Here is a 20469-nt window from a genome sequence, read left to right as displayed (position 1 = left end):
TGGCGATATTTCGCGCGCAATCCGCCTCAATGCACTTTTAACGATAGTGGCACCGGCGCGTACCCAGCCGGTTTTCAGTGTCTGGGGGTTTAGACATGACCGATATCGACGCAAGTCCGGACGAAGATTCCGGAGACAATTCCAAACCATCCCGGTCCGACACGGCAGGGCAACCGGGCGGTATGAGAGCCCTCCTGTCATCGCCCGGTGTCAAGTTCATCATGATCGGCTTCATATCCATAGCGCTGCTGATCCCGACGCTGCTGGTATGGGGGCTCGTGGAGGAGCGCGGCCGCCGGGCGGAGGAAGTCTCGTCCGGCATCGCCAGGGGATGGGGTGGTCCGCAGGTGCTGAACGGTCCCTATGTTGCCGTCCCCTTCGAAGTCAATCGCAACCAGACCATCGACGGCCGTATCATTTGGCAGACGGTCACCGAATGGGCGCTGCTGATGCCGGAAACGCTGAATGTGGAGTCGAGGCTCGTCACCGAGGAGCGCAGGCGGTCGATCTACAGCCTGCCGGTGTACAATGCCAAAATTGCCGTATCGGGCCGGTTTGAACAGGGCATGGTAGAGGACCTGCGCCAAATCGAGGGTAAGCCGGACCTCGATCGCGCGATGCTGGTCCTGAGCATCGCCGATATCACCGGCATCCGCTCCGACGCCGGCGTGCGGATCGACGGCGGGCCGCTGTTGCCGTTCGAGCCGGGAATGAAGGCCATATCGTCGTTGATGCCGGCATTGCCCGATCCCTACGCGCCGCCCGCAAGGCTCGACTCGGGCGTGAACCGGCTGATCGGCCGCACCGTGCTCGAAAGCGGCTTTGCCTTTGCCGTCGATCTCTCGCTCAATGGCTCGCGCAGCTTCTCGATTGCACCGGCCGGTCAGACCACCCGCGTTTCGGCCGAGGCCAACTGGCCGCATCCGGGCTTTGAGGGCTTATTCCTGCCGGACGAGAAGGCGATCGACGCCAAGGGATTTTCCGCCAAATGGACAATTCCCTATCTGGCTCGCGGCGTCGATCGGGTTGTGTCCGGTTCCGTCATGCCGCTGTCGAACAGCCTGATGTCCATCAACCTGGTCGAGCCCGTGAAGTTCTATAAGGTGGTGGCACGGACGCTGAAATATTCGATCGGCTTCTTCTCGGTGGTGTTCCTCGCTGTTTTCATCATCGAACTCAAAAACGTCCGCAAGGTCCACTGGATCCAATATGTGTTGACCGGCCTTGCGCTGGTTGTCTTCTACATTCTGCTGCTCGCGCTCGCCGAACATACCGGCTTCGAGATCGCCTACGTCGTCGCGTCATTCGCCACGACCGGGTTGATTGCGACCTATGTTGGCTCGGTCACCAGCAGCTTTCAGCGCGGCGCAGTCCTCGCCTTCGCGCTAGGTGCCGCCTATGCAGTCATGTATCTGATCCTGCGCGAAGACGAATACGCGCTGCTTGCCGGTGCGCTGATCTCCTTTATGACAATTGCTGCGACCATGTTCTCGACCCGCAATGTCGACTGGTCCGGGGCAACAACAAGGACCTGAGAGCACGCTTGCAGAAACAGACCCGGCGGCTCCCGCCGGGTTTTTCGTTGCCCAACGGGGAACCGCCGAGTGCCCAAAAATTGGAACTTTCTCCCGGCCGGGCTGTTGTTGACGGGTAAGAGCAAGGAGAAAGAGCATGCACAAGACAGTTCTGGCCGTCTCTGCGGTCTTCATGGCGCTCTCGGCGCCGGCCTTTTCCCAGGCCGTGGTCGATCCTGGCGTCACCAGTTCGACCACGGTCGAGCTTCCCGGCGAGGTTCGGACCTATGTCCTGGAGCGTCCGATTCCGTCCGTCGCCTATGAGGGTGCCATCGTTGTCGGGCAGCCCTTGCCGGACACGATCCAGCTTCATCTGGTCGATGGGCACCCCGAGTATGCCTATACTGTCGTCAATCAGCGGCGCGTGATCGTCAATCCGCAAAACCGCACTGTCATTCAGGTTCTGGAATAGAGTGGAAGCAAAAAGAAGCCCCGGCCGTTCCTTGATCGGCCGGGGCTTCTGAATGTCCGGTTGCCCGCTATCAGTCGTTCGCCGTCACTTTGACGCCGAGCACGCTCGGCACCGTGTTCGGAGCACCCATGGCTGCGCCGACGATCATCGGGAAGGGAACCGGATTTTCCGGCTCTGCGCTGATCGTCAGGCTCTTCGGCGCGTCAAGATAGCTGTTGACGGCGGTCGAGACCTGGTTCTGCAGTTCCGGCACGTTGAGCTGCGCCATCATCAGCGGCACCATGCCCTTCAGCGATTGCGCCAGCTGATCGCCGGAAACGCCCTGCTGGGAGCCGATATAGTCAAGGACGCGCTTGGTGATCGTCGCGTCGTCGAAGCGGATCGAGGCGCTTTTGAAGGTCAGCTGCTGGGCGAGACCCATCATGGCAAGGCCCATCGCCTGACTGGCTTCTTCCTTGTTCGGATTGGCTTCCTGCGCCTTCATCGCCTCCTGCATGGCCTTCACGAAGTCGAGCGTGTAGCCGGAAATATTGAAGGCAAGGGCAAGCCGGCCGACGTTGGCGAAGTCGAAGGCATATTCCTCGAGCGAGACATTGCCGCTGGCGATTTCCCAGCTGCCTTTCATCGTCATTTCGCCGTCGAGCGTCTTCAGGCCGAGTTTCTCGATGGCGTCCCTGGCCTTGGCGTCCTCGACTTCGGAAAGATCGGCCTTGATGCCCGAGAATGTCGCGTCGAAGTCGAAGCCGGCGTCACTTTCCTGCTTCGTCAGATTGGCGTCGGATTCCTCCATCGAGAAAACCTGCTTGCCCTTGACGGTGACCGTGACCGGGCCGGTGCCTGCGGTTTCGTAAAGCGCGATATCGTTGATGGTGCCGCCCGACGGATTGCCGGGGATGGAAAGGCCGCCGATGGTTATGTCCTTGGCCGTTATCGCCGCGTCGTCCTCCTTGATGTCGACATCAGGAAGGGCCACGGTCTCGATATAGTAGCCGCCGCCGTCGGTTTCCTCGACGCCCTCGAGCGTCACGTCGCCAATCTTGAAGTCCTTGCCTGGAGCCGCTGTCGATTTGACACTGACACCGGTCAGCGTCACCGTCGTGCCATCGACTGAGACGTTCTCATAGGTGACGTTCCCGCCGTTGAGCGCATAGGAAGCATTCAGCTTGGTGACGAGATCCGCGCCGTCGAGCGCGAGGGCCGGACCGGAAAGGCCGATAAAAGCGGCGCTGGCCAGCATCAGACGGAGGTTGCGGGTAGGCATCATGAGGAGGGTCCTTTGTTGGAAAGGTTTAATCTGGAAGGCATTCCTAGTACGGATTAAGGTCGAAATATATTCAAATCCGTTTACGGCGTCATGTCTTGCGGTGTTGCTGTTTCGTCGAACCGGCCTTTGCGGGCAGCCACTATCCATCGGCAAGATTCACGGGTGGCGAGAACGGTAAATTTACGCACAGCGGCATTTGCAAGGTATCGTTTCGAAGCAGCGATCGGCGAATAGCACGTCTGCAACCATATGTGGTAGAGGGCCTTTGATATATTTTCGACCTCCGTGGCAGCCGTTGACGCTATCGTTGCGACAGTGGTTCTCCACAGCGCAATGCCCTGCAATCCTTGCTGTTGCGGGTTTCTTGAGATAGCAAGAAACCATGGGACAAAGCCTTTTGCCGCCGTCGGGCGGAGACGACCACATTCTGCCTGTTGACCTCAAGGCGGCGCTGGAAGAGCGCTACCTTGCTTATGCGCTGTCGACCATCATGCACCGCGCGCTGCCGGATGTTCGCGACGGCCTGAAGCCGGTGCATCGCCGCATCGTCCATGCGATGAGCGAAATGGGGCTGCGCTCCAACTCGTCGTTCAAGAAGTGCGCCCGCATCGTCGGTGACGTCATCGGTAAGTTCCACCCGCATGGCGACCAGTCGGTCTATGACGCCCTGGTGCGCCTGGCGCAGGATTTCTCCCAACGCTATCCGATCGTCGACGGGCAGGGCAACTTCGGCAATATCGACGGCGACAGCGCCGCCGCATACCGCTACACCGAAGCACGCATGACTGACGTGGCGAGCCTGCTTCTCGAAGGCATCGACCAGGACGCGTGCGATTTCCGCCCGACCTACAACGAGGAAGACCAGGAGCCCGTTGTTCTGCCGGGCGCCTTCCCGAACCTTCTGGCAAACGGCGCCTCCGGCATCGCCGTCGGCATGGCAACATCCATTCCGCCGCACAATGCCCATGAACTCTGCGATGCGGCGCTGCACCTGATCAAGAACCCGGATGCGACCATCGAAGACCTGATGTTCGATCCGAACAACCCCGAAAGGGGCGGGATCGAAGGCCCCGACCTTCCGACCGGCGGTATCATCATCGACAGCCGCGACAGCATCATCGAAGCCTACAAGACCGGCCGCGGCGGTTTCCGCGTCCGTGCCAAATGGGAAGTCGAGGATACCGGCCGCGGCGGCTATCAGATCATCGTCACCGAAATCCCCTTCCAGGTGCAGAAGTCGCGGCTGATCGAGAAGATCGCCGAGCTTCTTTTGGCCCGCAAGCTGCCGCTCCTCGAAGACGTACGCGACGAATCGGCCGAGGATGTCCGCCTTGTGCTGGTGCCGAAGAGCCGTTCGGTCGACCCGACGATCCTGATGGAATCGCTGTTCAAGCTGTCGGAGCTCGAAAACCGCATTCCGCTCAACATGAACGTCCTGTCGATGGGCCGCGTGCCCAAGGTGATGGCGCTGAACGAGGTTCTGCTCGAATGGCTGGCCCATCGCCGCGAGGTTCTGCTGCGCCGTTCGCGCTTCCGGCTCGCCGCCATCGACCGCCGTCTCGAAATTTTGGGCGGCTATCTCATTGCCTATCTCAACCTCGACGAAGTCATCCGCATTATCCGCGAGGAGGATGAACCGAAGCCCGCCCTGATCGAGCGCTTTACGCTCACCGACCTGCAGGCCGAATCGATCCTCAACATGCGGCTGCGCTCTTTGCGCAAGCTCGAGGAATTCGAGATCCGCACCGAATTCGATGCCTTGTCGAAGGAGAAGGCGGAAATCGAGACGCTGCTCGCCTCCGACGACAAGCAGTGGCAGACCGTCGCCTGGGAAATCGGCGAGGTAAAGAAGAAATTCGCCAAGGCCACCGAAATCGGCCGCCGCCGCACGCTGTTCTCGAACGCACCGGAAGCCGATCTGGAGGCGATTCAGCAGGCGATGATCGAGAAGGAACCGATCACCGTCGTCATCTCCGAGAAGGGCTGGATTCGCGCGCTGAAGGGCCACATCGCCGACGTCTCGACCTTGCAGTTCAAGGAAGGCGACGGCCTGAAACTGTCGTTCACGGCCTCCACCACCGACCGCATCCTCGTCGTCACCACCGGCGGCAAGGCCTACACGCTAGGCGGCGACAAGCTGCCGGGCGGGCGCGGCCATGGCGAGCCTCTGCGCATCATCGTCGATATGGAAAACGACCAGGACGTTCTGACGGCCTTCGTGCATGACCCCGCTCGCAAGCTGCTGATCTCGTCGGCCGCCGGCAACGGCTTCGTCGTGCCGGAGGCCGACATGGCTGCCAATACCCGCAAGGGCAAGCAGATCATGAACGTCACCATGCCGGACGAGGCCAAGCTCGTCATCCCGGTGAAAGGCGATCATGTTGCGATCGTCGGCGAAAACCGCAAGATGCTGGTCTTCCCGCTGGCGCAGATCCCGGAAATGGGCCGCGGCAAGGGCGTGCGCCTGCAGCGCTACAAGGACGGCGGCATCTGCGACATCCGCTGCTTCGCCATCGCCGACGGCCTGACCTGGGCCGACAGCGCCGGCCGCAGTTTCGTCAAGACCAGGGACGAACTCCTCGAATGGCTGGGCGACCGGGCGTCTGCGGGCAGAACGGTGCCGAAAGGCTTTCCGCGGAGTGGCAAGTTTACGGGGTGATTTTTACGCGGAGAACTAAGCCAGTTTAACCGAAACATCTCGGAGAAACTCTGCCGTGCCGACTTCATCGATTTCACCCGCAGCAACGACGAGCACAAATGCGATGATCGACGCCTGCTGGGCTTCGATCAGGTATCCGTTAATCAACAGGAAGGTGAACGCGGCAAGAAATCCCGTCCGTTTATTCCCATCTGAGAACGGATGGTTGCGAACGATGCCGTATAGGTAAGCGGCAGCAAGAACAAAGACTTCATTTTCGCCATAGGCAGCCTTGTTCAGCGGTCGCGCGAACGCAGCCTCAAGCGCGTTTTCGTCCTTCAGGCCGGGGAGGCCGCCATGTTCGGCCGATTGCTCCCGGTGCATGATCTCCACGGCTTCGCGCGTCAACCATTTTGGTGATGTCATTTCGCGAGTTCACGAAGGGCGACGCGGTACTTTTCCATGCCCACGCGAGCGGCTTTTACCTGCTCGCTCAAATCCGCTTGCTGCACGACCAGTTGGATGCCGGTGTCGACCTCCTGGAGGCTGAGTTGATCCCCGGCCTTCAAGCCCAACCGGTCAAGAACCTCTTTCGGGATAATCACGCCTTCGGAGTTGCCGATCCTTCGAATGGTCACGTTCATGTGTGAACTCCTGATGTTATAACAGGTGTTATAACATCAGCCAGACAGTTCTACAATGCAATGTCTCAATGTAACGGCGGCGCGACGGCCGATGCGGATCGTTGCCGCATCTGCCACACCGAATGCCCGACCAGCGCGAGGATCAGGATCGCACCGCCGGCCAGCGTCTGGATGGTTGGGACTTCGCTGAAGACGATCCCGATCCAGATCGGGGCGAGGATGGTTTCGAGCAGGTAGAACATGCCGACTTCCGGTGCCGACAGGTAGCGCGGGCCGGTGGCGAGGCAGAAGAAGGCGAGCGGGATCATGACCAGCCCGTCGAACATGATCCAGCCGGGATGGGCGATTGCGAGGCCTTCGGCTGGCGACAGGATGTAACCGAGGATGCAGGGGAAGATCGCGGTTGCCAGCGGCACCAGCCCCATGTCCCGGCCGCTGGCCCGGCTGACGGTGATGGCCAGGGCGAGCAGCAGTGCCGAGCAGACCGCCATGGCATCGCCGAAGAAATTGCCGCTCTTCAATCCGTCCTGGACGATCAGGCCGACGCCGAAGACCATGATCGCCATCGTCACCAAGGTCGCATTGGAGGGGCGTTCCTTCAGGAAGATCCAGGACAGCACGGCTGCGAACATCGAGGTGAAGGCGACGATGAAGACGACGTTGGCGGTTGCGGTGTTGAAGACGGACAGCAGGAAGGTGAAGGAGCCCAGGCCGTAGAACAGGCCGGCTGCCAGTCCCGCCTTGCCCGGCAGCAGCGCGATTTTCCGCCCGAGAAACCGGTTGAGCACGACCCAAGCCAGGAGCGCCACCACAAAGGTGCAGAGGCTGCGGACGGCGAGCAGCGACCAGACTTCTCCGTCCGAGGAACGGATCAGCGGAATGTCGAAGGAGAGGGCAAGGCCGCCCAGCCCGGTGATGAGAAGGCCACGGCGATGGTGGGCGGCATCAATGGTGTGACTCACGATTCAGTCCTGTGCGGTGGCTGCGCTCTCGGCTGTATAGCGCTCCCAGCCGCGGGCCATAAGGTGCTCCTGCGGCAAAAACTTTGTCTTGTAGTCCATCTTGCGCGACCCCTTGACCCAGTAGCCGAGATAGACATGCGGCAGGCCGCGCTCCTGCGCCTTTCGGATATGGTCGAGGATCATGTATGTGCCGAGCGAGCGGTGCGATAGGTCCGGGTCGAAATAGGAATAGACCATCGACAGGCCGTCAGCCATCTTGTCGGTGAGGGCGGCTGCGATCAGCGGCCCCTTGGCCTTGCCGATGCCGTCGCCCTCGACCTTCAGGCGGTACTCGATGATCTTGGTGTTGACATGCGTATCCTCCACCATCATCGCGTAATCGAGGACGGACATGTCCGACATGCCGCCCTTCTGGTGACGGTGGTCGAGATAGCGGCGGAACAGGTTGTACTGCTCGCCGGAGGGCTCGGCCGGATATTCGGTCGAAATCAGGTCACTGTTGAGGGCAAGGATGCGCCGCATCGAGCGGCTGGGGGAAAATTCGCTGGCGATGATGCGCACCGAGATACAGGCCCGGCAGGTTTCACAAGCCGGCCGGTAGGCGATGTTCTGTGACCGGCGGAAGCCGCCTTGCGTCAGGAGATCATTGAGCTCGGGCGCCCGTTCGCCCACCATGTGGGTAAACACTTTCCGCTCCATCTCGTGCGGCAGATAGGGGCAGGTCGCCGGTGCGGTCAGGTAGAACTGTGGAGACGGTGCAGTTTGCGTGTTCATATGCTGCGGAGATCGCTCTTCAGGGCCGCTTCGAAAACATCAGCATGGCGCAAGATTGAAAAAGGTCAATCGCGACTTTTTGAACGTCGTGTCGCGCTGCGCTAAATCTGTGTTTTCGGGCTGTTTTCGCTATGGCGAGGGAAGGGCAGACCCTGCCGCCCTGCCGGAAGGCGAATCAATAAATGTCGCGGCGGACCGTCACCGTGCCGATCAGAAGGTCGTGCAGCAGGCGGCCGCGGTCGGTGAAGAGGCCGATCAGCAGGACCAGCGGGGTGAGCAGCGCGTTGGCGATCCAGAAGATCACCAGATGCACGATGGCGGTCAGAAAATCCATCGGCCGGCCGTCTGTCCGGGCAATGGCGATGCCCATCAAGTTCATTCCGGGCGAGGCCTGTTTCGGGCCGCCGACGGTCAGGCCGAAATAGAGCATGGCGAGACCGGCGAAGAGCACCGGATAGAGCAGGAAGCCGAGGCCGAGGGTCAGGATGCCGAGGAAGAAAACGACGACGGCGGCCGGGATCCACAGGAGTGCGACGATCGCATAGTCGATCACGAAGGCAATGACGCGGCGGCTGAGAACACCCTGATAGGCCCGCCAGTCATTGCTCGGGATTCGCAAATTTTCATCCTGCACAGTCATGGCCGTTCTCCATCGTCGACAGGCACGGATATGGGGAGGGCGGGAGAAAAATGCAAATGGCGGGGGAAAACGGGGCGCAAGCGGCCGGCTTATGCCGAACGGACTGCAGTTACGTGCAGCCATGCCGTTATCTCGCCGTCGTAACCGCCACCGCTCTTCGCTCCGCGTGCCTGCAGCGAATAGGTTTCCGCTTCAGCAGCGTAAAAGTTCAAGGTCACGACGTCCAGGCTATGCACTGTGTCGCTTTCGAACGGCGTCAAGGTCGCTTCGCCAGAATTCGCGCCACGTCCATGGCAAAATAGCTCAGGATGCCGTCGCAGCCGGCGCGCTTGAAGGCGAGCAGGGTTTCCAGCATGACGCGTTCGCCATCGATCCAGCCATTGGCGGCAGCCGCCTTGATCATCGTGTACTCTCCGGAGACCTGGTAGGCGAAGACCGGCAGGCCAAAGCTTTCCTTCATCCGCCAGCAGATATCGAGATAGGGCAGGCCGGGCTTGACCATCAGCATGTCGGCGCCTTCCTCGACATCGAGGGCGGCGTCGCGCATCGCCTCGGTGCCGTTGGCGGGGTCGATGTAATAGGTTTTCTTGTCGCCCTTGAGCAGGCCGCCGGTGCCGATCGCCTCGCGATAGGGGCCGTAGAAGGCGGAGGCGAATTTTGTGGCGTAAGACATGATGCCGACATTCTGGTGGCTTGCCGCATCGAGTGCCCGGCGGATGGCGCCGACGCGGCCGTCCATCATGTCGGATGGGGCGATGATGTCGGCGCCGGCCTCGGCCTGCACGACGGCGGCCCTGGCGATCTGTGCAACCGTCTCGTCGTTGACGATCACGCCGTCACGCAGGATGCCGTCATGGCCGTGGCTGGTGAACGGATCGAGCGCCACGTCCGTGATGACGCCGATGTTCGGCACGGCTTTTTTGATCGCCCGCGTGGTCTCGTTGATCAGATTGTTGGCGGCAAGGCTGTTGGAGCCGGTTTCGTCGCGCAGCCGCATCTCGATGTTGGGAAAGGTGGCGAGGGCCGGGATGCCGAGATCGGCGGCTTCCTTTGCCGCCTCGACGGCCTTGTCGACGCTCATGCGGTTGACGCCGGGCATCGCCTCGATCGGCTCGACGATGCCGGAGCCGGGAACGACGAAGATCGGCCAGATCAGATCATCGACTGTCAACCGGTTCTCCTGCACCATCCGGCGCGTCCAGTCGGCCTTGCGGTTGCGGCGCATGCGCCGGTGGCCGGTGACGAGGTCAACAGGGTTGGTCTTGTCGGTCATATCGGTCGTCTTTCGGTCGTTCGTGTGCGTGGTGGCGGTTTATCATGCGATGCGGGCAAAGGAAAATGGTTGAGGTGCGGCACGTTTACTCGCCCCTCACGGGGAGTTTGACGAGGCTTCAACGGTCAATAGCCACGCCCGGAAAAATCCGCCGTGGTTCGCTATGCCTCGGAGATATTCAAGCTTACGATTTACTTTGGCTTATTTTTGCGTTCCAGGCTGTGGGCCAATGATTGGCGCTGATCCGCTTCCGCTTCGCGCCAACAGCAGAAGTGCTCCAGTCGCAAGCCCCAAGTCTTGAAGGCTGTAGCTTCAACTGAGGATTCCGCGAAGCCAATGTCTCAGTCTGGAAGCTCGACTTTGGCCTTTAGTAGCTCACAAACGCTCCAAAAGCAGACCTGCCGCCAAGGAACGAAAAGCCTCGACCGCCTTCGGCAGAACGGCCTGCGGGTTTTCGCTCGCGGCGATCCAGAGAGCGGCATTGAGAGCCGCACCGCTAAGCAGTCGGGCCGCCGCCTCTGCGTCAAGCGGCTTGAGGATGCCTTGTGCGATAAGGCGCTCCACGGTGCCCTTGGTCACCTGTAGACAACTGTTCTGGCTTGGCCACTGCGAGGGATCACCTAACACCGCGGGTCCGTCGAGCAGAACGATGCGTTGGACTTCTGGATTTAGCGCCATCTCGATATAGGCCGCACCCTCGGCGAGCAGACCCTGCCAATCGTTACCCGCCCGAGCCCCAATCTCTTTAGCGCGCGCCGCCATTTCCGTGTCAATCTGATCGACAACCGCCGCCAGGAGCCCTCGCTTGTCTCCGAAGTTGTGGTAAAGCGCGCCCCGTGTCAGACCGACGTCAGCCGTCAGCTCGTCCATTGACGCGGCGGAGAACCCCTTTTCCGCAAAAGCCTTTCTCGCAGCCGCTATCAACTTGACGCGGTTTTCCTGCATCGTTTCGCTGCGTGTTTTCGCCATTCGATCCTCCCAGTGACATACGGTGCGTATATAAACTTGACATACGGTGCGTATATCGGATATTCAACATACGAACCGTATATCAAACAGAGCGCGAGCTTGTGAAGCGTTACTTCGCGCTCATCCGTTGTTGCCAACAATAAGTGAGATCAGAATGACCCAACGCGAAGCAATCTTTCCTGCTAATAGGCACACACTTTACGAGGAGCACGGCTATTCCGCCGCTATCCGATCCGGTGATCTGCTGTTTGTGTCCGGACAGGTTGGTAGCCGTTCCGATGGAACACCCGAACCCGATTTCGAACGCCAAGTACGGCTGGCCTTTGAAAACCTTAAGGCTACGCTGAGCGCAGCGGGCTGCACGATGGATGATATCGTGGACGTAACCACCTTCCACACTGACCCTGAAAACCAGTTCGGAACGATCATGGCTGTCAAGCAACAGATTTTCAGCAAGCCACCCTACCCGAATTGGACTGCGCTCGGCGTAAACTGGCTCGCCGGTTTCGACTTCGAGATAAAGGTCATCGCCCGTATTCCGGCAAGTAATTGACATCGCCACACCACCGAGGTGCGGTGAAAATCGCCATGTTCCGTCGCACGAGCGCTCTCCAGAAGAGGGCTCGTGCGATGGAGTTTGCGAAAGCTCTATGACCGCTATGGGCCAAAAAGGCGAAGCTGGTGGTTGCTACCGATACCTATGTTGATCTGCGCCGAAGGTCATGAAAACCACCTTTGTGCTTTGCAGCAAAAAACGCCACATGAACGGTCCTCTGCCGCATTTTTCATCATGTTCATCGCGGTAAGACACTAAGTTCTTGACTCGGCACCTTTCTGAAACTTGGCACGCGGCTTGCTCTCCTGTCTGGTATGCAAGATTTACATACAGCACAGACGGCGCAGGACGATATCGAGCGGTCCATTGTCTCCGGTATCCTTTCGGCCCGCATCAAACCCGGCACGCGCCTCAGCGAGAACCAGCTGGCAACGCTTTTCGGCGTCTCGCGCACGCGGGTGCGGGAGGCGATGATGCGGCTTGAAACCCGCGCCATTGTCCATGTCAGTCCCCGCCGCGGCTGGTTCGTGGCCGAACCCTCGGCTGGCGAAGCCATGACGGTATACGCCGCCCGGCGTGTCATCGAATCCGGCCTGCTTCGCTCGATGAACGAATTGACGGAGGCCGGGCGAGAGAAACTGCACGCGCATCTCGCCGAGGAAAAGGAGGCGATTTCCGCCGGCGACAAGCAGCGTCTGACCTGCCTGATGGGCGATTTCCACATCCGGCTGGCCGAACTCAGCGGCAATGGCGTGCTTATCGAGATCCTGCGCGACCTGACGGCGCGGACCATCCTGATTTCCCTGCTCTACCAGTCGGATTTCCACGCCATGCAGTCCCATCTCGGCCACTGCGCGATCGTCGACGCGCTGGAGGCTGGCAATTTCGCGAGGGCCGCCGAGCTCAGCATCGCGCATCTCGAGGAGGTCGAGGAAGGTCTCGACCTGACGTCGCGCCGCGATCCGCTGTCGGAACTGCGCACCTCGCTTTCCCTTCCACCCGCGGCCGCGAACTCGAAAGAAGCGGCCGTCTCATCCCAGAAGAAATAATCGCAAAGGAGAACAGCATGACATTCACCAAACATCTCGCCGCCGCGGCAATGGCCGTTGCCGCCATCTTTGCCACGGCTTCGGCCTCCCGCGCCGACGCGCTGGCCGACATCACCGCCCGCGGCACGATCCGCGTCGCCGTTCCGCAGGATTTCCCGCCCTTCGGCAGCGTCGGCACAGACATGGCGCCGATGGGCTATGATATCGACATTGCCAATCTGATCGCAGAAAAGCTCGGCGTGAAAACCGAACTCGTCCCCGTCACCAGCGCCAACCGCATTCCCTACCTGCAGACCAACAAGGTCGATCTGGTGATTTCGAGCCTCGGCAAGAATGCCGAACGCGAAGCGGTGATCGACTTCTCCACGCCTTACGCCCCGTTCTTCAACGGCGTCTTCGCCCCCGCAGATGTCGCTGTAGCTAAGGCTGAGGAACTTTCCGGCAAGACCGTCGGCGTCACGCGCGGCGCCGTCGAGGATCTGGAACTGACCAAGGTCGCCCCGGCCGACGCGACGATCAAGCGCTACGAGGACAACAACGGCACGATCTCCGCCTTCCTCTCCGGCCAGGTGGACGTGGTCGCGACCGGTAACGTCGTTGCGGCCGCCATTCTCGCCAAAAACCCGCCGAAGCGCCCTGAGCTGAAGTTCCTGATCAAGAACTCGCCCTGCTACATCGGCATGAACAAGAACGAGGCGGCGCTGCTCGAAAAGATCAACGGCGTCATCGCCGCCGCCAAGACGGACGGCACGCTCAACGGCATCTCCCAGAAATGGCTCGGCGCCGATCTTCCGGCCGACCTCTGACCGGATTGATGGTCGCCATCCCGCACGTCGCGGGATGGCGAAACCGCCGTTGAAGACGAAGAGGGGCACAACTTGAACTATGTTTTTGAATTCGGCTGGCTGGCCGAATATTATCCGCAAATCCTCAAGGGCGTTCTGATAACCCTCCAGCTGATTGCCGTCGGCGCGGTGCTCGGAATATCGCTGGGCACATTCTGTGCCTGGGCGCGGGCGCTGGGGCCTTCATGGCTGAAGCCGGTCGTGGCCGCTTATGTCGAGCTGATCCGCAACACGCCCTTCCTGATCCAGCTCTTCTTCATTTTCTTCGGCCTGCCGTCGCTCGGCCTTCAACTTGGCGAACTGACGGCCGCCAACATCGCCATGGTGGTCAATCTCGGCGCCTATAGCTGCGAGATCATCCGTGCCGGCATCCAGGCGACGCCGAAGGGCCAGTTCGAGGCGGGCGCCAGCCTCGCCATGACGCGCTTCGAAACTTTCCGCCATGTCGTGCTGGTGCCCGCGCTGCAGCGCATCTGGCCGGCCTTGTCGTCGCAGGTGGTCATCGTCATGCTCGGCTCCTCGGTCGTCTCCCAGATCGCCGCCGAGGACCTGACCTTTGCCGCCAATTTCATCCAGTCTCGGACCTTCCGGGCCTTCGAGGCCTATATGGTCTCGACCCTCATCTATCTCTGCCTCGCGATCCTGCTGCGCCAGTTGCTCGTCGTGGCCGGCGGCCTCATCTTTCCCCGGAGGGTGGTACGATGATCGAATTTTCCACATGGGATATCCTGCGCAATCTCCTGCTGGCGACGCGCTGGACCATCCTGCTGTCGCTCGTCTCGTTCGTCGGGGGAGGGGCGGTCGGACTGCTCCTGCTCTTCCTGCGCATCAGCAAGCGCAAGATGGCGAGGGCTTTTGCGAAATACTACATCGAGCTGTTTCAGGGCACGCCGCTCCTGATGCAGCTTTTCATCGCCTTCTTCGGCCTCGGTCTGTTCGGCGTCGATGTTCCGGCCTGGCTTGCCGCGGGTCTGGCGCTCATCCTGTGGACGGCATCGTTTCTCGCCGAAATCTGGCGGGGCTGCGTTGAATCGATCGCCAAGGGACAATGGGAGGCCTCTGCCAGCCTCGGCATGGGGCGGCTGCAGCAGATGCGCTACGTCATCCTCCCGCAGGCGCTGAAGATCGCCGTGCCGCCGACCGTCGGCTTTTCGGTCCAGGTCGTCAAAGGCACGGCGCTGACGTCGATCATCGGTTTCGTCGAACTCTCGAAGGCCGGAACCGTCGTCACCAACGCCACCTTCCAGCCCTTCACCGTCTACGGCCTCGTCGCACTCATCTATTTCGCGCTCTGCTGGCCCCTTTCCAGGAGCAGCCAAATTCTCGAAAGGAAGCTCAATGTCGCTCATCGAAATCACTGAGGTCCGCAAAAGCTACGGCACCAACGAGGTTCTGAAGGGGATCAATCTCGACGTCGAGCCTGGCGAAGTGATTGCCATTATCGGCAAGAGCGGCTCGGGCAAGTCGACGCTGCTTCGCTGCATCAACGGGCTGGAAACCATCACGCAGGGCTCGATCTCGGTCGCCGGCGCGCAGCTGCTCGACGATGAGGTGCATCTGAAGGCGCTGCGGCTGAAGGTCGGGATGATCTTCCAGCAGTTCAACCTCTTTCCGCATCTGACGGTCGGCGGCAACGTCATCCTTTCCCAGACTGTCGTCAGGAAGACCGCGAAGGCGGAGGCCGACGCTATGGCGCGCAAGATGCTCGACCGGGTCGGGCTGGGGCACAAGTTCGATGCCTATCCGGACGAGCTTTCGGGCGGCCAGCAGCAGCGGGTGGCGATCGCCCGGGCGCTCGCGATGCAGCCGATCGCGCTTCTTTGCGACGAAATCACCTCGGCGCTCGACCCGGAACTGGTGGCCGAAGTGCTGGCGGTCGTCCGCGAGCTTGCCGCGGAAGGCATGACGCTTTTGATGGTGACGCACGAAATGAGGTTCGCCCGCGACGTCTGCTCAAGGGTGGTCTTCATGCACGAGGGGCGCGTGCACGAGATCGGGCCGCCGCAAGAGGTGTTCAGCAGTCCGAAGACGCCGGAACTGCAGCAGTTTCTTGGGGTGCACTGAGGCGCGCGGGACTGGGGTGGTTCGCGGCGCCTGAGGCGGGGCGAGGCATGGGCCGGGAGATAACCATCTCCCCAGCCGGGGAGAGGGTGATGCCCGCGAACCTGCGCTCTCTGTTCGCCACCGATCCGGTGCATCTGGAAATGGTACGCGATATAATTGTCTTGTATGGAAGCTGCAATTAGCGCATGTTTCGTGCTTCGGCAGCATTTTATGCGGGCGCTGCCGCTTGAGGGCCGTCATACCCTAGCCTCAACAAAGGAGGACATCGTGTCTTCCACCATCCAGCAAGATTTTGTCGATTCCATAGATCTGAGATCCATTGACCGGGGCCGCCATTGTGGCGTCGACTTGAAGCCGCCGGCTGCGACGTTGGTCGGGCGCTCGGAACTGATCTATTTTCTGCACAACCGGTTCAGACTTTCCGTGAGAATCACGAATCTGCATGGCATGGGAAGCGGTTCGGACCAGCCGTTCTCGGATATGAACGCGCCTTGTGTCTCCCAGGCGGGAATCGCAGTCTACACTTGGAAGAACGGGCGAAGCACACCTCTTCAGGCGAACGAACAGGACGGGGTGGGACCCGAAGATGTTTAAGTCCGGCTTACCGGTTGCGCCTGCGGTGGCGCTGTTCCTGATCAAGTCGTCATTAGTCTTGTCCCTGATGTTCGCCGCCTATTTCGCCATGCAGTAATTGCTTGTGCCTCATGCAAATCGAAAGTGCGTAATGACTCTGTCGTTTCCCAATAGTGCCCGCAGTTATGACGAAGCCAAAATGCGTGTCCGGTTTACCGGCTACGACGGCATGTTCGAGGTCAAATTCTTCGTGACCGCCGACGTTCTCGCCAAAGGACTGGTTTTACGGACCGCAGCGGAGCGGGACTATCTCGACGCTTTCGACAAGATGCGTCCCAAAATCCTGGACGTTGCGAAACGTGCATACAACGCGAAGCGGCAAGCAATGGTGCTTCTGGATTTGTCGAACTTCAGATAGTTTCGCGCAACGGGCGTATGCTCATCCGCGCGCATCCCCTAGAAAACATCGGTCTGGCAGCGCGCGCACCCGCCGCACCATGGCTTCTGATACTGTGAAAGCCCGACAGGCTCGAGATCTGTTGTGCGGGCAACATGGCTTCGACTTTCTGTGGAGAAGTTAGCGAGGCCGCCGCCCCCTTTACCACCCAAAACACACGGCGGCCTCTAACCCTGCCCGGGGGCTGAAGGTATGACGATCGCGCATCAGGAATTATTCATGACTGACGCTAGTTTTGCATACGTTTGGCTGGAACCTGTTTTTCCAGTTTTTTGGCGTAGCGGATCAGATGGGCTCCGAGTTCCTTGGCCGCGGCCGGAGACATTGCCACCTGAAGCTGATGGGGCGAAAGTTCCGTGTCCCGGTACTGATCCCATTCCCTCTTGGAGATAGCGTAGCCGACCCGCATGATGACATGATACGGGTCCGCGGTGGCCGTGCCCCATTCGAGGAGGGTGTAGGCTTTCAGTTTGTTCTCGAGGTCGACATCCCATTTCGACATGTCGCTTTCGCTCACGGCAAGGGCCTTCCCCATGATCGTCTCATCGCGTTGCTGTCGCGTAGTTTACCGTCAATAATTACCTGCAAATCTTCCAAAGCGCGCTCCTCTTTTAGACGTAAACGCCATCCGGAAAAGGGGAGATGTCGACCATGAACATGAACGCCCACATCCAAGCAGCTACAGTCGGCAATGATCAGCATAGCTTTTGTTGGGCGGCTTGCGGCGCTTGCGGACCATCCTTGCTACCACCAATGTGCTCGACCCCGTGGCCGCCAGGCGTGGCGGCCCCCTCGGAGCAATGATTTGTCTCCGGTCCAGCCTGACAATCCGCAGCCGCTCCTTGCCGAAAACATCCGTCTGGCAAATCACCCCCCCGCCGCCTATTCTCCGCGCCATGGCTCCTGATTCTGTGAAAGTGCCGAAACTGTCGCTGACGGAAACGATCTTCGGGTTGTTGCTGCGGCTGATTGCGGTCGCGTGTTTCTGGTTCGGGCTCAATTACTGGGCGCTTCTGATCGGCTTCTCGTTTGGGGGGAGCGGGCGGTTCGATCTGTTGCCGGTGCCCTGGCGTGTGGCCGCCACGGCGCTCGCGGTGGTCTACCCGGTGGCAGCCCTCGGCCTGTGGCTTCTGGTCTCCTGGGGGCCGGTGCTCTGGGTGGTGGCGGCAGCCGCAGAAGTCACGATGTTCGGCTTCTATCCGGAGATTTTCGGCAAGAAGCCGATGCTGCTGGCGATGCATGGAACGGTCGCCGTCACCTTCGTCCTTTTCCGGCTTGCGATCCTCTACCAGCGGGCCAGACAGGCCAAGGCCGCAAGAAATGATTTACCCTGAAACAAGGGCTGTGGATGGTAAGGCGCTGTTAAGGCTGTAGTTTAAGTCGAATTTTATACGTATTCGATAATGTCTCACTCAAGGCGGGAAGAGAAACATACACCGCCAAACAAAACAGTGAGGCATCCATCATGAACACCAAAATGAAACCGCAGGCCGTTGCCATCAAAGATCCGCATGAAGACGCGATCCGTTCGCTCTACATGGAATCCCTCCACCTCGTCGAGCGTCTTCACCGTCGTCTGCTCGACGTCATCAAGGACGAATTCGACCGCTCGGGCCGCTCCGACGTCAACGCCGTCCAGGCGCTTCTCCTCTTCAACATCGGCAATTCCGAACTGACGGCCGGCGAACTGCGCTCGCGCGGTTATTACCTCGGCTCCAACGTATCCTACAATGTTAAAAAGCTGGTTGACCTCGGCTTCATCAACCACCAGCGCTCGCGCATCGACCGCCGCTCGGTCCGCATCAGCCTGACGGACGATGGCCAGGAGATCGCCGAGACGGTTGCCAAGCTTTACGAGCGCCATATCGGCTCGATCCAGAAGGTCGGCGGCATCGGCACCGACGAATTCGGCCAGATGAACAAGCTTTTGCAGCGTCTCGACCGCTTCTGGAACGACACGATGCTCTACAAGCTCTGAGTTGATCTTGTTCAATCTGGATGCGCGAAAGCCGGACGCTGATGAGCGTCCGGCTTTCGCGCATCTTGGATTCCGACAACAATCAGAGCGTTAGTATCCAAGCGGATATCACCCGCAGGCGACACGAATTGGCCATATTACTGTGACAGCGACGACGGCAAGAGAATGTGAGCTACGAGGCTTCTCGTTTCCGCCTGTTGCCGATGGGCCACGAACGGCAATTTGCAGTCGCGCTCCCGCGAATGTGAACCGGGCGGGACGGGGTATAGTTTGCGTTTGTTAACCATATCTGTGATAGCGCTGCGCTTTGCGTCGCAGCATTAGATGGTAGGGACTATGTCGAAGAAAAACGGAATTGATGCTTTCTCACGCCGCAGCTTTCTGCGTTCTGCCGCGGTCTTTGGCGCGGCGACATGGGCCGGCGGTGCTCTGGCGCAGGACGCGCTCGACGAGATCATCAATGCGCCGCGCCGCGGCGCCTGGGACGACCAGTTCGACGCCAAGGCTTCGCGCAGCGCAACCGCTGTCGTTTCCAACACGCCGATCTTCGGCATGGATACGCTTGCCAACACGCAGAATGCCATTGCCCAGTATCAGCAGATCGTCTCCGCCGGCGGCTGGCCGCAGGTCAATCCGGCTGGTGCAAAGCTGGAGATGGGCGTTTCTGATCCGGCCGTGCAGGCCCTTCGCCAGCGGCTGATGATTGTCGGCGACCTTCCTCAATCTGCCGGTATTTCCAATTCCTTCGACAGCTATGTCGATGGCGCGGTCAAGCGCTTCCAGGCCCGCCACGGCCTGCCTGCCGACGGCGTACTCGGCGAATACTCCATCAAGGCGATGAACATCTCAGCAGATGTTCGCCTTCAGCAGTTGAACACCAACGTGGTTCGCCTGCAGTCGATGTCGGGCGACCTCGGTGGCCGCTACGTCATGGTGAATATTCCGGCCGCCTATATCGAAGCGGTCGAAAACGGCCGCGTGGCGACGCGCCATACAGCCGTTGTCGGCCGCATCAGCCGTCCGACCCACATCATCAACTCGAAGATCTACGAGGTCATCCTCAACCCCTATTGGACGGCTCCGCGCTCGATCGTCGAAAAGGACATCGTTCCCTTGATGCGCAAGGATCCGGAATATCTGAAGAAGAATTCGATCCGCCTCATCGACGGCAAGGGCAACGAGGTTGCTCCCGAGACGATCGACTGGAATGCCGAAAAGGCCCCGAACGTGACGTTCCGCCAGGATCCCGGCAAGACCAATGCCATGGCCTCGACCAAGATCAATTTCCATAACGAAAATAACGAGTACATGCACGACACGCCGCAGCAGGGCCTGTTCAACAAGCTCGCCCGCTTCGAGAGTTCGGGCTGCGTGCGCGTGCAGAACGTCCGCGACCTGACGACCTGGCTTCTGCGCGACACGCCCGGCTGGTCGCGTCAGCAGATCGAGGCGTCGATCCGTTCGGGTCAGAATTCGCCGATCCAGCTTGCCGTGGAGGTTCCGGTCTACTTCAAATACATCACCGCCTGGGCGGCAACGGACGGCATCGTGCAGTTCCGCGACGACATCTATCAGATGGACGGCGAGCAGGAACTGGCGCTGCAGACCACGACGGGCATCGAGCAGGCTGCAGGTTCGGTCGAGGAGGACTTGCTGCCGCAATAAGGCGATCTGCCTTTCTTTTCGCAAGGCCGCGTATCCCTTGGGATGCGCGGCCTTTCGCATTCGGGCTCCGGCGCGGCAGGTGGGGGAAATGGCGCAAATCGCACAGCCCGTATTGCCCTTGCCATGCGAGGA

At 60.2% G+C, this 20469-nt stretch carries 23 protein-coding genes; 14 read left to right on the top strand and 9 right to left on the bottom strand.

All coding sequences use genetic code 11. From position 1 onward, the window contains the following. Positions 1–95: 95 nt before the first annotated feature. On the top strand, positions 96–1535 hold the full coding sequence (creD, locus tag ACSQ2W_RS00845; RefSeq protein ID WP_436084533.1) for a cell envelope integrity protein CreD: 1440 nt from the start codon (positions 96–98) through the stop codon (positions 1533–1535). A gap of 136 nt (positions 1536–1671) precedes the next feature. Continuing rightward, positions 1672–1986, top strand: coding sequence for a DUF1236 domain-containing protein (locus ACSQ2W_RS00840; RefSeq protein WP_436084532.1), 315 nt, complete (start codon positions 1672–1674; stop codon positions 1984–1986). Between the two features lie 70 nt (positions 1987–2056). Here ACSQ2W_RS00840 and ACSQ2W_RS00835 read toward each other — a convergent pair whose 3' ends face one another. Beyond that, the gene (locus ACSQ2W_RS00835) at positions 2057–3250 is read right to left on the bottom strand and encodes a hypothetical protein (RefSeq protein WP_436084531.1); all 1194 of its coding nucleotides are present in this window, start codon (positions 3248–3250) and stop codon (positions 2057–2059) included. A gap of 382 nt (positions 3251–3632) precedes the next feature. Here ACSQ2W_RS00835 and parC point away from each other — a divergent pair, with 382 nt between their 5' ends. Next, positions 3633–5909 (top strand): DNA topoisomerase IV subunit A, encoded by a 2277-nt coding sequence (gene parC / locus ACSQ2W_RS00830; protein ID WP_436084530.1) that lies wholly within the window; start codon positions 3633–3635, stop codon positions 5907–5909. A gap of 15 nt (positions 5910–5924) precedes the next feature. Here parC and ACSQ2W_RS00825 read toward each other — a convergent pair whose 3' ends face one another. From ACSQ2W_RS00825 to ACSQ2W_RS00795, 7 genes are all read right to left on the bottom strand, one after another. Continuing rightward, a complete protein-coding gene (locus tag ACSQ2W_RS00825) occupies positions 5925–6314 on the bottom strand; it encodes a type II toxin-antitoxin system death-on-curing family toxin (RefSeq protein WP_436084529.1) in 390 nt (129 codons plus the stop codon). Next, positions 6311–6532 carry an AbrB/MazE/SpoVT family DNA-binding domain-containing protein gene (locus ACSQ2W_RS00820; RefSeq protein ID WP_436084528.1) on the bottom strand — a complete coding sequence of 74 codons (222 nt, stop codon included), beginning with the start codon at positions 6530–6532 and terminating at the stop codon, positions 6311–6313. The genes ACSQ2W_RS00825 and ACSQ2W_RS00820 overlap by 4 nt, the downstream gene beginning before the upstream one ends. Before the next feature lie 65 nt (positions 6533–6597). Then, positions 6598–7494, bottom strand: a complete 897-nt coding sequence (locus ACSQ2W_RS00815) for a DMT family transporter (protein WP_436084527.1) — start codon at positions 7492–7494, stop codon at positions 6598–6600. A gap of 3 nt (positions 7495–7497) precedes the next feature. Further along, the gene (locus ACSQ2W_RS00810; RefSeq protein WP_436084526.1) at positions 7498–8268 is read right to left on the bottom strand and encodes an arginyltransferase; all 771 of its coding nucleotides are present in this window, start codon (positions 8266–8268) and stop codon (positions 7498–7500) included. 175 nt (positions 8269–8443) lie between these two features. Continuing rightward, a complete protein-coding gene (locus ACSQ2W_RS00805; RefSeq protein WP_436081900.1) occupies positions 8444–8908 on the bottom strand; it encodes an RDD family protein in 465 nt (154 codons plus the stop codon). 256 nt (positions 8909–9164) lie between these two features. Further along, positions 9165–10181: a porphobilinogen synthase gene (gene hemB, locus ACSQ2W_RS00800; protein WP_436084525.1), complete on the bottom strand. Its 1017-nt coding sequence runs from the start codon at positions 10179–10181 to the stop codon at positions 9165–9167. Between the two features lie 375 nt (positions 10182–10556). Further along, positions 10557–11150, bottom strand: a complete 594-nt coding sequence (locus tag ACSQ2W_RS00795; RefSeq protein WP_436084524.1) for a TetR/AcrR family transcriptional regulator — start codon at positions 11148–11150, stop codon at positions 10557–10559. Between the two features lie 154 nt (positions 11151–11304). Here ACSQ2W_RS00795 and ACSQ2W_RS00790 point away from each other — a divergent pair, with 154 nt between their 5' ends. From ACSQ2W_RS00790 to ACSQ2W_RS00755, 8 genes are all read left to right on the top strand, one after another. Beyond that, positions 11305–11703, top strand: a complete 399-nt coding sequence (locus tag ACSQ2W_RS00790; RefSeq protein WP_436084523.1) for a RidA family protein — start codon at positions 11305–11307, stop codon at positions 11701–11703. A gap of 317 nt (positions 11704–12020) precedes the next feature. After that, positions 12021–12755, top strand: a complete 735-nt coding sequence (locus ACSQ2W_RS00785; RefSeq protein ID WP_436084522.1) for a GntR family transcriptional regulator — start codon at positions 12021–12023, stop codon at positions 12753–12755. A gap of 50 nt (positions 12756–12805) precedes the next feature. After that, entirely contained in the window at positions 12806–13561 is a 756-nt protein-coding gene (locus tag ACSQ2W_RS00780; RefSeq protein WP_436087633.1) for a transporter substrate-binding domain-containing protein, read from the top strand. A gap of 72 nt (positions 13562–13633) precedes the next feature. Beyond that, complete coding sequence (locus tag ACSQ2W_RS00775; protein WP_436084521.1) at positions 13634–14305, top strand: amino acid ABC transporter permease; 672 nt, start codon at positions 13634–13636, stop codon at positions 14303–14305. Continuing rightward, positions 14302–14961: an amino acid ABC transporter permease gene (locus ACSQ2W_RS00770; protein WP_436084520.1), complete on the top strand. Its 660-nt coding sequence runs from the start codon at positions 14302–14304 to the stop codon at positions 14959–14961. The genes ACSQ2W_RS00775 and ACSQ2W_RS00770 overlap by 4 nt, the downstream gene beginning before the upstream one ends. Continuing rightward, on the top strand, positions 14939–15664 hold the full coding sequence (locus tag ACSQ2W_RS00765; protein ID WP_436084519.1) for an amino acid ABC transporter ATP-binding protein: 726 nt from the start codon (positions 14939–14941) through the stop codon (positions 15662–15664). The genes ACSQ2W_RS00770 and ACSQ2W_RS00765 overlap by 23 nt, the downstream gene beginning before the upstream one ends. 267 nt (positions 15665–15931) lie before the next feature. Then, positions 15932–16258 carry a hypothetical protein gene (locus tag ACSQ2W_RS00760; protein WP_436084518.1) on the top strand — a complete coding sequence of 109 codons (327 nt, stop codon included), beginning with the start codon at positions 15932–15934 and terminating at the stop codon, positions 16256–16258. 130 nt (positions 16259–16388) lie between these two features. Continuing rightward, on the top strand, positions 16389–16655 hold the full coding sequence (locus ACSQ2W_RS00755) for a DUF1488 domain-containing protein (RefSeq protein WP_436081892.1): 267 nt from the start codon (positions 16389–16391) through the stop codon (positions 16653–16655). Positions 16656–16923: 268 nt separating this feature from the next. Here ACSQ2W_RS00755 and ACSQ2W_RS00750 read toward each other — a convergent pair whose 3' ends face one another. Then, a complete protein-coding gene (locus ACSQ2W_RS00750; RefSeq protein WP_436081891.1) occupies positions 16924–17229 on the bottom strand; it encodes a hypothetical protein in 306 nt (101 codons plus the stop codon). Positions 17230–17590: 361 nt separating this feature from the next. On the opposite strand from ACSQ2W_RS00750, the gene ACSQ2W_RS00745 reads away from it, so the two are divergent. From ACSQ2W_RS00745 to ACSQ2W_RS00735, 3 genes are all read left to right on the top strand, one after another. Then, positions 17591–18028, top strand: a complete 438-nt coding sequence (locus ACSQ2W_RS00745; protein ID WP_436084517.1) for a DUF6163 family protein — start codon at positions 17591–17593, stop codon at positions 18026–18028. Between the two features lie 131 nt (positions 18029–18159). Beyond that, on the top strand, positions 18160–18672 hold the full coding sequence (gene ldtR / locus ACSQ2W_RS00740; RefSeq protein WP_436084516.1) for a transcriptional regulator LdtR: 513 nt from the start codon (positions 18160–18162) through the stop codon (positions 18670–18672). Between the two features lie 336 nt (positions 18673–19008). Beyond that, complete coding sequence (locus ACSQ2W_RS00735; protein WP_436084515.1) at positions 19009–20337, top strand: L,D-transpeptidase family protein; 1329 nt, start codon at positions 19009–19011, stop codon at positions 20335–20337. The last annotated feature ends 132 nt before the right edge of the window (positions 20338–20469 follow it).

The organism is Pararhizobium sp. LjRoot255 (genome assembly GCF_964252905.1).
Taxonomy (GTDB): domain Bacteria; phylum Pseudomonadota; class Alphaproteobacteria; order Rhizobiales; family Rhizobiaceae; genus Pararhizobium.
Note: the sequence above shows the minus strand (reverse complement) of the source record. Positions and strands in the feature narration are given on the sequence as shown.